Origin of the sequence: Eudoraea sp. (assembly GCF_049665975.1) — a bacterium.
In the GTDB taxonomy this organism is placed as follows: Bacteria; Bacteroidota; Bacteroidia; order Flavobacteriales; family Flavobacteriaceae; genus Eudoraea.
This window is the reverse complement of the sequence record NZ_JBATGR010000058.1, coordinates 1-12,714: the sequence shown is the minus strand read 5'-3', so window position 1 is coordinate 12,714 and position 12,714 is coordinate 1. Positions and strand designations below refer to the sequence as shown.

Below are 12,714 nucleotides of genomic sequence, written 5' to 3'. Positions count from 1 at the left end.
GCCCCAGCCCCAGCTTGGACCCCAATAACCACCCCAGCCCCAACCGGCGCCGTTGTAGTTATTGATAGTGACATTGGATTGATTATCACCCCATCCGGCATAACCCGCGTAATCATTATAACCTTGATAATAATTTCCTTCCGGTACAGCCACAAGACTATCATTTACTACAAGACTATCATTTACTACATCTCCTCCGTAATAGTCATCTACATCTGTAAAGACTTCGTCTTCCATGAATTCATCTATTTGATCCGCCTTCTGGCCAAAATAATCACCATAAATACCATCACCCTGCTTTTGTGTGGGCTGTTGTTTTTTCTTTACATAGACCTTTTGTGCTCCTTCAGCGTAGATACCATCATTATCATAATAGGAAGCCTCCTGATAGGAACCACAGGAAACCAATAATATGCCTGCAACGAGGAGCGTTGTAGCCTTTATTAATTTAGGAAGGGGCAGAGATTGTATCATCGCTTTAAATTTATATTGTTGAACATTTTAAAAATAGTTAGTTTTACCGAACTATTTCGATAATAAGGACACAAGATTTGTGCCAAAGTATATTTGATGGGAAAAAATTTAACTAAAAGTAGCGAGGATTATTCCAAATGGTATAATGAACTCGTGATCAAGGCTGATTTGGCCGAAAACTCAGGTGTTAGGGGATGTATGGTAATAAAACCTTATGGTTTTGCCATTTGGGAGAAAATACAGGCGGGCCTGGACAAGATGTTCAAGGATACCGGGCATCAGAATGCCTATTTTCCGTTGTTTATTCCAAAATCATATCTGAGTAAAGAAGCGAGCCACGTCGAAGGATTTGCCAAGGAATGTGCGGTAGTCACTCATTACAGGCTAAAAAGTGCAGAAGACGGTAGCGGTCTTATTGTGGATGAAGATGCTAAACTGGAAGAAGAACTTATAGTAAGGCCAACTTCTGAGACTATTATCTGGGATACATATAGAAAGTGGATTCAGTCCTATAGAGATCTCCCACTCTTAATTAACCAATGGGCTAATGTGGTACGATGGGAAATGAGGACACGCTTATTCCTTCGCACTACTGAATTCCTCTGGCAGGAAGGTCATACGGCTCATGAGACCGAACAGGAGGCAATAGATGAATCTGAATTGATCCTGAATATTTATGCGGATTTTGCTGAAAATCATATGGCCGTCCCTGTGATCAAGGGAACAAAAACAGAAAGTGAACGCTTTGCAGGTGCAATAGAAACTTATTGTATAGAAGCCCTGATGCAGGATGGAAAGGCATTACAGGCCGGAACATCACATTTTTTGGGCCAGAATTTTGCCAAAGCTTTTGATGTGAAGTTTGCAACCAGGGAAGGCAAACAGGAATACGTATGGGCCACTTCATGGGGTGTTTCTACACGCCTGATGGGTGCTCTTATAATGACACATAGTGATGATAATGGTCTTGTTTTACCTCCTAAACTGGCCCCCATACAGGTTGTTATAGTACCTATATACAAAGGTTTAGAACAATTAGATGCAATCTCTGAAAGGATAAACCCTTTGGTAAAAGAATTGCAAAATAAAGGTATTTCAGTAAAGTATGACAAGCGCGATACCCACAAACCCGGATTTAAATTTAATGAATATGAATTAAAGGGAGTACCTATCAGAATTGCTATTGGGCAGCGTGATATGGAGAATGGGACCTATGAACTGGCACGAAGAGATACCCTGGAAAAACAAATTGTGGAAGCCGATGAGGTAGTATCTAAAATTGAGTTTTTACTGGAAGACATTCAGCGAAATATATTCGAAAAAGCCAGAAATTATAGAGAGGAACACATTACCGAAGTTGATGGGTATGAAGAATTTAAAAAGGTTTTGGATCAGAAAGGTGGCTTTATTTCGGCACATTGGGATGGTACTGCGGCTACAGAGGATAAGATAAAAGAAGAAACAAAAGCAACAATTAGATGCATTCCATTAGACTCCACTGGGGAAGCTGGTAGCTGCATGGTTACGGGAAAACCTTCTTTAAAAAGGGTGCTCTTTGCCAAAGCGTATTAGGTGTAGTCAAAAAAATATATAATGGAGTTGGTATAGTAAAAAATAATTGTATTTTTGCATCCGCATTTATGCGATCTAAAGGCCCGTTCGTCTAGGGGTTAGGACGCCAGGTTTTCATCCTGGTAACAGGGGTTCGATTCCCCTACGGGCTACAAAGAATACTGAAAGTTTGAAATGTGATTAATGAGGACAGTTGAATAGTATGGGACTCATTTTTTACATGAACATTAAAAAAATAATTAATGGCCCGTTCGTCTAGGGGTTAGGACGCCAGGTTTTCATCCTGGTAACAGGGGTTCGATTCCCCTACGGGCTACAAAAAAATATAAAGCCCGAATAAACAAAATTTAAAAAAAATGGCAAATCACAAGTCGGCATTAAAGAGAATCAGAAGAAACGAAGTTGTGCGATTACGTAACAGGTATCAGCACAAAACCACAAGAAACGCAATAAAAAAATTGAGAGGTGAAACCGACAAAAAGGCGGCGGAATCCCTTTTGCCAACCGTGGTAAGCATGATAGATAGGCTTGCTAAACGCAATATTATTCATGCAAATAAAGCGGCTAATTTAAAAAGTAAACTTACAAAGCATATTGCTGCCATATAAGTATTCGAACAAACTACCAAAGCCCTTGCCTTACGGTTAGGGCTTTTTTTATGGCGTATAGTGTCGATCAATATACTCAATGGCCTCGGATTGAGTCATCGCCGCAAAGCTTTTATATCTCGAGTGTACATCTACTATTTCATCCATTGCTTTTTCAACAAGTTCACGATTTTCCCAATTACTCAGCGATGAGACCACGGTAGCTAAACAACCTTTTTTATAAGCAATTTGGCCAAGGACATGAATCAGGGTATTGCGCACTCTTGAAGTTTTATCAAATTGTAGTTCCTTTAGAAGTGGGAGTATATCCTGAGGATGAGTTCTTCCCCTTAATTCTATCCCGTGACAAATTTCACGCCGCACTTCCTTATTGGGATGATGAAGATATTTTTTGGCCCATTCCAAAGCGGGTTTGGGATTTTTAGCCCCCACTTTTTTAAGGGAACCAATCACGGCATTCCGTACGATATGGTGCTTATCAAACAGAGCAAAATCAAAAAATTCACAAACGCTCTCAAAATCTGTTTTACCAATTTCACCTGCTGCATTCATTGCAGTTTGTCGCTCTTTTTCATTTTCTGAACTTAGCATAGCTTTGATAGTTTCCAATATTTTCAATTTTAAGGAACTATCGGTATTGAACAACTTTCCTGTTACCGTATAGGCTGCCTTGCGAACGTATGTATCCTCATCAGAGAAGTATCTTTTTATCGCAACAACGCTGCTATGGTGTAGATCATCAATTATGGCGTTCCGGATGTCGGCTACCAGTCTTTCCCTTTCAATCTTGGATAAATCGTAGAATCCCATCTGGTAAAATTATAAAAAGCTTCTAACTACATGCTTCACCGAAAATTACCGGCTTAATCATAAATTCGGATAATCTCACCATTGGCTTTTCCCTCCACACTTCTAATATACCCCATTAACATTTTGTCCATTGGTATAGGGTTATGGCCAGGAAAATAATCCCCGTATTTATCTAAAGCTTCTTCAACAAGGCCAGAGGATACCGCATTAATTCTAATTCCATTATCAAGTTCAAGGACAACAGCCTTGACAAAACTGTGGATTGCCCCGTTAACCATAGCTGCGCTGGCAGTCATTATTACGGGATCGTCTGCAAGAATACCGGTGGTTAAGGTTATGGAACCATTTGGATTTAGATAATTTTTACCAATTCTTACCAGATTTACCTGTCCCATTAGCTTACTTCGTATACCAATATAATAGTCATCCTCAGAAAGATCATTAAATGGAGCCCACTTGGCTTCACCGGCAGCACATATTATAGCATCCAGTGGGCCAATTTTCTTAAAAAGCATTTCAATTGATTCACTACTTGCAATATCTACAACTTCTTCACCAGACTTTCTCCCGGCAGTAATAACATTGTGTTTTTTTGAAAAATACCTGCTAACTACTCTCCCAATTGTTCCACTTCCTCCAAAAATCAAAATTTTCATTATTTCCTAATCAAATAATAGTTTTCGCCTTCTCATTCTAACAAATCCTATAGCGAAACAACCGTTCATAACAATAATTAGAATTAAGTGTAACTCTCTCAACAAAGATCCAAATTCGTAAAGTGATGGGTAATTCCTGGCTATTTTTATTGGTACGTAACCAAAATAGAAAATAAGCATACCTAAACTTAACCAGGACAACAGATCTCTTGTTAAAAACCAAACCCCGTATTGCACTTTTAAATGGTTCCAATAGAAAAAGATACCATAAATTAAAACAATTGCCCCTAAAATATAAGCGGCAAGCTGGGGTTGAGTAGCAAACGATTGGAAAAACATGTTAACTACCGAGGTAAATAAAAAGGCAAATGCTCCAACTTTTATTAATTTCCTGTGCCTTTTACTCGGGATATAGGAGTAGTAAACATAATAGAAATACAAAAAAAACACTATATTATAGATGTTGAAAATAACCCAGTTATTGTTGTAATAAATTTCTTTAAGGATCAGGCTGATCTCATTATTATAGAGGATAAAATTTCCAAGTAGTTCATTTAAGAAAGTATACATTAATAAAATTGGTAAATACCGCAGTGGAGTATCATAATATCTGGGAAAGCGCCATAGCGCTAACAGTACTACTATACCATATAGCGGTAAAAACGAATTCTCTAAAACTGAATCTAGAAAGCTCTGATTCATTTGCCTGTTGTACGTTTGAATAGGTATTTTTAGTTAGTATGAGGAGGTGGCCCCGCGCTACCTTCGTTTAGAATAGTGCTTCTATTTCCACCAGACTGTATTGGGTTTATAGATAAAGCAGAAGAACTGCTCATATTTGGTCCCATTCCTGCATAAGATTTGGCTTCTTCAGAAATAGCACCCATACCTTCTTGGGTATAAGGTTCCAAATTCCATCTTAAGTAGGCGGGCATTGTGCTTCCATCCTCTTTTTCTTCAAGATAGAACCCATATTGTTTATTGTCAACAGTTGTAGCTGGCAGGATAAATACTGAATTTTGCCTGGGATGAATCACAGGTCGCCCATCTTCAAATTTAGTCTCATTGGGATAATTGGAAAAATAAAAGCGCAGTGTGGAGATTTCAACATTGGCTTTGGCTGCCTCCTGTTCAATATAAGCCAAATAATCTTTAATGGTTTTATAATCGTAATAAACATAGCGGGCAACATCAAATGAATCTTTCATTTGAGATTCCCGTTTGTCATAAGCATCTTCATACTTCTGAATAAGGGGTGCCCTTCTTTCCGTATAACTCTTATACATACTCCTGGCCTGGTCTACCGTAACAATTTGTTCAGGTGCTTTAATTTCTTCCTGTTTTGCTTCAGGGACTTCATCTTTTGCTTTTTGCTCACCACAGCTAATTAGAATGGAGTAGGCCGTAAATGTTAAAAATAGGTTGAACAAGACATTTTTTCTAAAAATTTTCATGCTTTTTAATTTTATTGGATATGTAAATTAAACTTTTGGGGAACCGCTTTTCTATCTTTAAATGTAGTATATATTCTTATAAAACGTCAATTTTACCTTATTAAATCGATGTAGTACTTATTACAAATAAAAAATCCCAATGGTCAATAACCATTGGGATTTACTATATGACGAAAATTTTCTACTGACTCATAGTCATCAGAAACTCCTCATTATTTTTGGTTTGTTTAATACGTTGTTCCATAAATTCCATGGCCTCAACCGGATTCATATCTGCAAGATACTTACGCATTATCCACATGCGTTGAATTGTATTTTCATCCAATAAAAGATCATCTCTTCTTGTAGAAGAAGTTACAAGGTCTATAGCCGGGAATATTCTTCGGTTACTTATTCGCCTGTCTAATTGTAATTCCATATTACCGGTACCTTTGAATTCTTCAAAGATAACTTCATCCATTTTAGATCCCGTTTCTGTAAGGGCTGTAGCAATTATAGATAAAGAACCACCGTTTTCAATATTACGTGCTGCTCCAAAAAAGCGTTTCGGTTTGTGCAGTGCATTCGCATCTACTCCACCACTCAGGACTTTACCGGAAGCAGGTTGAACAGTATTGTAAGCTCTGGCAAGACGTGTAATAGAATCTAATAGTATTACCACATCATGTCCGCATTCTACCAATCTTTTTGCCTTTTCCAATACAATATTGGCCACTCTCACATGTTCGGTAGCTTCTTTGTCAAAAGTAGAGGCAACCACTTCCCCGCTTACATTGCGCTGCATATCCGTTACTTCCTCCGGGCGTTCATCTATTAAAAGAATAATTAGATATACTTCAGGATGATTGGCTGCAATGGCATTTGCTATATCCTTTAAAAGCATTGTTTTCCCTGTTTTTGGTTGGGAAACGATCATTCCGCGTTGTCCTTTTCCTATAGGTGAAAACAAGTCAATAATTCTTGTAGATAAGTTACTTTGGCGTTCTGCCAACTTAAATTTTTCCTGCGGGAATAAAGGAGTCAGGTGTTCAAAAGAAACTCTGTCTCTTACTACCTGCGGGTCTATACCATTTATTTTAATCACCTTTATTAAGGGAAAATATTTTTCTCCTTCTTTAGGCGGACGTACATTCCCTAGAACCGTGTCCCCTGTTTTAAGGCCAAATAGCCTTATTTGTGATTGGGATACATAAATATCATCCGGAGATGAGAGGTAGTTGTAATCTGAAGATCTAAGAAATCCATAACCATCCTGCATGATATCCAGAACCCCTTCGCTTTCAATAATACTGTCAAATTCGTATTCCGGTTGCTTGTATTTATTTTTTAGGTCCTTATCAAAATTACTGGTCTTGCCATCCTGCCCGTTCTTATGGTGTTGAATCTTTTTGTTATGCGGGCCCTTGCTGTGTTGAGGGTTGCTTTTAGGTTGTTCTTTATTACCCTGATATGAAGGACTTTTTTGCTGTGAACCTTCTTTTTTTGGTTCATGTTTAGCCACCTTCTCAACAGAAGGGCGGTTTTTCTGAGGCGCAGCCTTAATGCTTTTTTCCTTTTGAACATAAGGTCTGTGCGGTTTTTCAGAGGCTTTTTCCTTTACAGCTACTGTTGTAGCCTTTGCAGCCACTGTTGTAGCCTGTACCGCTTTGGGGTTACTGGCCTGTAGGTCAAGGATTTGGTAAACCAAATCCAGTTTTTTTAAGGTCTTGTATTTGGGGACACTTAAATCTTTAGCAATATCCTGAAGCTCAGGCAGCTTTTTTGCTTTTAAATCTGAAATCTCAAACATTGAGTATAAAATAAATTATAGTATATAAAAATTGGAGTATATTATTATTTTTGGGTATTACATGGGATTGAGATCCCAATAGGTAAGTGTTACAACTAATAACGTCACAATATTACAAATTATTTTAAACAAATCATCTCTTATTACTTATTAATTTATTTCTTTCCCTTCTTGTTTTTATAAATGATTTACTAAAACAGGTGGTATCTGGGACGCTTAGTCATAGCTGATACCACAAACTTACAGTGCGGAGGAGATGTTTTTTGTTTTAAATTTCATGGTAATGTTTTAAAAGACATGTACTTTTGCAATTCTATTTTTAGATAAATTATGATTCAACGCATACAAACCGTTTATTTAGGTTTAGTAGCTCTTTTTACCGGACTGCTACCTTTTTATGTAAGCCTTTGGACAGGAATTGATGGAAATACGGTCTTTGCAATGGATATAAGTTGGGTGGCAGTTATTTTTGCTGCTTCTTCCGCCTTGGCAATAATCACTATCTTCTTATTTAAGAATCGAAAAAATCAATTTGTTTTTAACAGGTTGAATATAGTATTAAATCTTTTTTTACTGGGATTTTTCGTTTACCGATCGCTAAACTTATCCGGAGAGACCTCGGTCTCTGAGAAGGGTATTGGGATGCTGATTCCTGTATTTTCTATCGTTTTTTTAGTCCTGGCAAACAGGGCCATAAAAAAGGATGAAGATCTTGTAAAATCTGTTGATCGCTTACGTTAAACCTAACATCTTAGTAGTATTAGTGCGTAACCCTGAAGTAAGTTTATCTCTACTTCAGGGTTTTACGTTATAAATAAACGTTTTTTGGCGTTTCCCCTCTTCGCCCTCAATAAATTGGGGCTGTGGTGCACCGGGCTATTCGCTATATCTTTTTTGCCTCTCTTTCAACTGTGCTTAAGACAATAGCAAAAAAGGATGCCGCTACTATCCCTAACGCTTTCCCAATTCTATTACCTCCAGGTTCTTTATTTCTTCGCCGTCTATATCAAACCGGAGCATAGTCCTGACCTGATGAAAACCATTCTTTCCACAAGAACCAGGATTCATGTGCAAAAGGTTTAGTTTTTTGTCCCACATTACCTTAAGAATATGAGAATGCCCTGAGATAAATAGTTTAGGTGGATTCTGTTTGATTTCTTCCCTGATTCTTTTATCATATCTGTTGGGATAGCCCCCAATATGAGTTATCCAAACGGCTACGTTCTCACATTTAAACCGGTTGTCTAACGGAAATTCCTTTTGTAATTTATGGTCATCAATATTGCCATAGACTGCGCGAACCGGATTTAATGCAGCCAGAGTATCGGTAACATCAAAGGAACCGATGTCTCCCGCATGCCATATTTCATCGGCCTGTTTGGCATACTTAAGGATAGTTTCGTCAATATAGCCATGGGTATCCGATAGTAGTAAGATATGGGTCATTTATATCAGTGAGAATTAATTATTGCAAGCAAGTGTCTCATAGCTCCATTGCAGCAGTACAAAAATATTGTTCGGATTTAGACAAACCGGAAGGTCCTTATTTCTAACGGCTAACTTCGTTATATTTGCCTTTTACAAAAATAGAATAATAGCTTGAGATATTTTGTCGCTTTTTCATACTTCGGACAGGCCTACCATGGGTGGCAGCGACAGCCAAATGCTTCTACCGTTCAACAGTTAATGGAAGAATCATTAAGTATATTACTGAAATCGCCGATCAGCCTTATGGGTGCAGGCAGAACAGATGCCGGAGTTCATGCAAAAATTATGTATGCTCATTTCGATTTTCAGGAAATAGATAGTTTATCAAACCTCACTTATAGATTAAATGCCTTTTTGCCCGATGATATTGCAATCCAAAAAATTAGTGTAGTCGCGGAGGATGCACATGCCCGTTTTGATGCTGTGGAACGGACCTATGAATACTACATAGCACTTGAAAAGAACCCATTTTATAAGGATACGGCACATTACATAAAACACAAATTGGATATTCCTGCAATGAATAAAGCGGCCGCCATTCTATTGGAGTATGACGACTTTGAATGCTTTTCTAAAGCAAATACGGATGTTAAAACTTATCTGTGTAAGATTAAATCTGCGACCTGGAGTTTAATAGGAGACAAGCTTGTTTTTACTATTACAGCAGACCGCTTTCTCAGGAACATGGTACGCGCTATAGTTGGAACCTTGTTGAATGTTGGTCTTGGAAAAATCTCTCCGGAAGATGTTAAGACTATTATAAAAAGTAAGGATCGAAGTACTGCCGGTGCCTCCGTCCCGGCAAAAGGCTTATATTTGACCAAAGTTTTATACCCTTCAACCATTCTGGAATTTAATGGATAAAGACACTGGAAAAGCATTTGATTTTAGACTCTTCAAACGAGTTTTAGCTCATACTAAACCCTACAAACTTACATTTTATGGGGTGGCTTTGGCTGCAATTTTTCTTTCAGGTTTTGCGGTATTAACTCCTCTAATAGTTGGTGAAATTGTAGATGGGGCAATAAGACAAGGTAATTCTCAGCGGCTTTTAGTTCTTATCCTTGCCATGATTGGGGTACTTTTAGGTCAGGTTATCAGTCAGCTTTGTTTTAATTTTTATGCCAATTGGCTTGGCGAATCTGTTATCAGAGATATCCGGATTAACCTTTTCAAAAAAATGATTGGGTTTAAAATGAAGTATTTCGATAATTCTTCAATTGGATTGCTCGTTACCCGCGCTGTAGCAGATTTGCAGCGTATAGGCGAGATATTTAGTCAGGGATTTTTTGTTATCGTATCCGATCTTCTTAAAATGATCGTTGTGGCAGTAGTCATGTTGATAATCAATTGGAAATTGGCACTTATCGTGTTTGCTGTTCTACCTGTGATTTTATATGCTACCCGAATATTCCAAAGAGCAATGAAGAAGGCTTTTATAGATGTAAGGGCTGAGGTTTCCAACCTGAACTCTTTTGTGCAGGAGCGCATAACGGGAATGAAGATCGTACAGTTGTTTACACGCGAGAAAATAGAAAGTGATAAGTTTAGGGAAATCAATAAAAAGCACATGAATGCCTGGCTTAAAACGGTTTGGTATAATTCTTTCTTCTTCCCAATTGCAGATATTGTTTCGTCAATTACAGTAGGTTTAATAGTTTGGTATGGAGGTCTTCAAAATGTGACTAACATTCAATTAGATGAATACGGGACAATTTTTGCCTTTATTCTATTATCCGGCATGTTGTTTCAACCACTCAGACAGATAGCCGATAAATTTAATACGCTTCAAATGGGGATGGTAGCAGCAAACAGGGTTTTTAAAATCCTGGATACAGATAGTCATATTGAGGATATTGGAACTGTTGAAAAAGATCATGTACTAGGAAATATTAAATTTGAAAGTGTTCATTTCGGCTACCTTGAGGATGAAGAAATATTGCACGGAATTTCCTTTGATGTGCAAGTGGGCCAGACTGTGGCCATAGTTGGAGCAACGGGGGCAGGGAAATCAACTATAATAAATCTTTTAAATCGTTTTTATGAAATTAATTCAGGTGCAATACTGGTAGACGGGATCAATATTGCCAACTACAAGTTGGCTTCCCTGCGCAGGAACATAGCAGTTGTATTACAGGATGTCTTTCTTTTTGCAGATACTATAGCCAACAATATTTCTCTCAGGAATAAAACAATTTCTTTGAAGGACATTGAGGCGGCGGCCAGGCAAATAGGCGTACATGAATTTATCAACAGTTTACCCGGTGGATATCAATACAATGTAAAAGAAAGAGGAGCAATGCTTTCCAGTGGTCAGCGACAGCTAATAGCTTTCTTACGGGCTTATGTGAGCAATCCCAGCATATTGGTCCTGGATGAAGCTACTTCCTCTGTTGATACCTATTCTGAACAGCTGATCCAAAAAGCTACGGAAAAAATAACTACCGGCAGGACTTCAATAATTATTGCTCACCGTCTTGCCACCGTAAAGAAGGCCGATAAAATACTGGTTATGGATGCCGGTAAAATTATTGAGAGTGGCACACACAAGGAGTTACTCAAAAAAGGCGGTTATTACAATAAGCTCTATGAAGCGCAGTTTATGGCTGAGGAAGTAGCTTAGGTAACTAAATCTTCTTAATTTTTTATCGGTTTGAGATCTTCCAAAGTGATTGTTCCGGTAGCGAAAAGTATACCATAGAAAACTATAACAATTCCAAAATACCCGATTATTCCTAAAGCCACGAATAAAAACGTTCTAAGTATTAATTGGCCTGCTGAGAATTTATTTATCCTCTGAAGTGTATATATTGAGTACACTACCATTAAAGGAAGCATAATTGCAGACAATGTCATGTATTCCTGAGGAGCAAAGATTAACACAAATAAGCTAATAGGGAATGATACGATACTCCATTGGGCTAAAGTGTAAAGGAAAACTACCAGGTACTCTGAAAATACATATCCTTGTCTGTTAAAAGTTAACCAACCGGCAAATGCAAAGACGGGTATTAATAAAATAAAAACTAAGGACGAAAAGTCGTATATGACGGGCGTTATTTTTTCGTAAAATTCAGGATTTACCCCTTGATTAAAGACATCCATGTCCATCTTTATGACAAAAATTTTTTGCATCAAAAAGATAAGCAGACCGGAAAGGGTAAGTGCAATCCCTAAATAACTTATTGGATTCAGGTACTTTCTACGAATACCGGAAATATAGCCATCAATAATCAGTTCTGGTTTGGTGAACAAATGAATAAAGGTTTTAAGGAAAGTATTGTCGAGATCAAAATAACGCTCGGTAATATCATGCGACAGGTTTTTAAAAGTCAACCTGTTGCGTATAACTTTGGCACCACAATGGGGACAGTAATTAAAATCGGTCCGTTGGGGAGTACCACAATTTTTACACTCCATATTTATAGTATATCCATCTTTATCTTGTTAGCCAGGTCGGATAAATCCTTGAAAGGAACAAATACACCATTGTTTATATAAGAGATCGAGCCGGTTTCTTCACTAACAACAAGTGCAATAGCATCTGTTCGCTCTGTAATACCCACAGCTGCCCTGTGTCTTAATCCAAAACGCAAGGGAATATTGCGCTCATTAGATAGAGGCAGAATAACCCTGGTAGCCATAATATTATTATTTTCAATAATAGCCGCCCCATCATGTAATGGACTATTCTTATAAAAAATACTTTCTATGATGGGTTGATTAATTTCGACATTCATTGTGTCTCCCGATGATTTTACAAAATCCAGGGAATTACTTCGTTTTATAACCAAAATGGCACCGGTTCTGCTTCTGCTCATTGTGTCGCATGCCTTGAGAATTGCATCAACATTGAGTTTAGA

Annotated in this window: 13 protein-coding genes, 2 tRNA genes and 1 pseudogene; 7 read left to right on the top strand and 9 right to left on the bottom strand. The window is 37.9% G+C overall.

The window, feature by feature from the left end:
- Nucleotides 1–474, bottom strand: a pseudogene (locus tag WBN20_RS02540) (hypothetical protein); the annotation flags it as partial.
- A gap of 96 nt (nucleotides 475–570) precedes the next feature.
- On the opposite strand from WBN20_RS02540, the gene proS reads away from it, so the two are divergent.
- The 4 genes from proS (at nucleotide 571) to rpsT (ending at nucleotide 2,654) form a co-directional block, all read left to right on the top strand.
- Complete coding sequence (gene proS, locus WBN20_RS02535) at nucleotides 571–2,046, top strand: proline--tRNA ligase (RefSeq protein WP_424280594.1); 1,476 nt, start codon at nucleotides 571–573, stop codon at nucleotides 2,044–2,046.
- Nucleotides 2,047–2,126: 80 nt separating this feature from the next.
- Nucleotides 2,127–2,198: transfer RNA gene (locus WBN20_RS02530), tRNA-Glu, on the top strand.
- A gap of 92 nt (nucleotides 2,199–2,290) precedes the next feature.
- Nucleotides 2,291–2,362: transfer RNA gene (locus tag WBN20_RS02525), tRNA-Glu, on the top strand.
- Between the two features lie 40 nt (nucleotides 2,363–2,402).
- Nucleotides 2,403–2,654 (top strand): 30S ribosomal protein S20, encoded by a 252-nt coding sequence (rpsT, locus tag WBN20_RS02520; RefSeq protein WP_424271609.1) that lies wholly within the window; start codon nucleotides 2,403–2,405, stop codon nucleotides 2,652–2,654.
- A 48-nt stretch (nucleotides 2,655–2,702) separates the two neighbouring features.
- Here the strand turns inward: rpsT and WBN20_RS02515 are convergent, their stop codons facing one another.
- From WBN20_RS02515 to rho, 5 genes are all read right to left on the bottom strand, one after another.
- The gene (locus tag WBN20_RS02515; protein ID WP_424280593.1) at nucleotides 2,703–3,464 is read right to left on the bottom strand and encodes a HEAT repeat domain-containing protein; all 762 of its coding nucleotides are present in this window, start codon (nucleotides 3,462–3,464) and stop codon (nucleotides 2,703–2,705) included.
- Nucleotides 3,465–3,517: 53 nt separating this feature from the next.
- Complete coding sequence (locus WBN20_RS02510) at nucleotides 3,518–4,120, bottom strand: short chain dehydrogenase (protein ID WP_424280592.1); 603 nt, start codon at nucleotides 4,118–4,120, stop codon at nucleotides 3,518–3,520.
- A 6-nt stretch (nucleotides 4,121–4,126) separates the two neighbouring features.
- Nucleotides 4,127–4,822 carry a hypothetical protein gene (locus WBN20_RS02505; RefSeq protein WP_424280591.1) on the bottom strand — a complete coding sequence of 232 codons (696 nt, stop codon included), beginning with the start codon at nucleotides 4,820–4,822 and terminating at the stop codon, nucleotides 4,127–4,129.
- A gap of 29 nt (nucleotides 4,823–4,851) precedes the next feature.
- A complete protein-coding gene (locus WBN20_RS02500; RefSeq protein WP_424280590.1) occupies nucleotides 4,852–5,574 on the bottom strand; it encodes a hypothetical protein in 723 nt (240 codons plus the stop codon).
- A gap of 181 nt (nucleotides 5,575–5,755) precedes the next feature.
- Nucleotides 5,756–7,363 carry a transcription termination factor Rho gene (gene rho / locus WBN20_RS02495; protein ID WP_424280589.1) on the bottom strand — a complete coding sequence of 536 codons (1,608 nt, stop codon included), beginning with the start codon at nucleotides 7,361–7,363 and terminating at the stop codon, nucleotides 5,756–5,758.
- Between the two features lie 330 nt (nucleotides 7,364–7,693).
- Between rho and WBN20_RS02490 the strand changes: the two genes are divergently transcribed.
- Nucleotides 7,694–8,104 (top strand): DUF4293 domain-containing protein, encoded by a 411-nt coding sequence (locus tag WBN20_RS02490; RefSeq protein ID WP_424271603.1) that lies wholly within the window; start codon nucleotides 7,694–7,696, stop codon nucleotides 8,102–8,104.
- 210 nt (nucleotides 8,105–8,314) lie between these two features.
- Here the strand turns inward: WBN20_RS02490 and WBN20_RS02485 are convergent, their stop codons facing one another.
- Complete coding sequence (locus WBN20_RS02485) at nucleotides 8,315–8,809, bottom strand: metallophosphoesterase family protein (protein WP_424273458.1); 495 nt, start codon at nucleotides 8,807–8,809, stop codon at nucleotides 8,315–8,317.
- 153 nt (nucleotides 8,810–8,962) lie between these two features.
- Between WBN20_RS02485 and truA the strand changes: the two genes are divergently transcribed.
- Nucleotides 8,963–9,715 carry a tRNA pseudouridine(38-40) synthase TruA gene (truA, locus tag WBN20_RS02480; RefSeq protein WP_424274360.1) on the top strand — a complete coding sequence of 251 codons (753 nt, stop codon included), beginning with the start codon at nucleotides 8,963–8,965 and terminating at the stop codon, nucleotides 9,713–9,715.
- Entirely contained in the window at nucleotides 9,708–11,474 is a 1,767-nt protein-coding gene (locus tag WBN20_RS02475) for an ABC transporter ATP-binding protein (protein WP_424280588.1), read from the top strand. The genes truA and WBN20_RS02475 overlap by 8 nt, the downstream gene beginning before the upstream one ends.
- Before the next feature lie 14 nt (nucleotides 11,475–11,488).
- Here WBN20_RS02475 and WBN20_RS02470 read toward each other — a convergent pair whose 3' ends face one another.
- A complete protein-coding gene (locus WBN20_RS02470; protein ID WP_424280587.1) occupies nucleotides 11,489–12,271 on the bottom strand; it encodes a DUF3667 domain-containing protein in 783 nt (260 codons plus the stop codon).
- A 2-nt stretch (nucleotides 12,272–12,273) separates the two neighbouring features.
- Nucleotides 12,274–12,714: diadenylate cyclase (locus WBN20_RS02465; RefSeq protein ID WP_424280586.1), on the bottom strand; the 441-nt coding region annotated here is incomplete at its 5' end.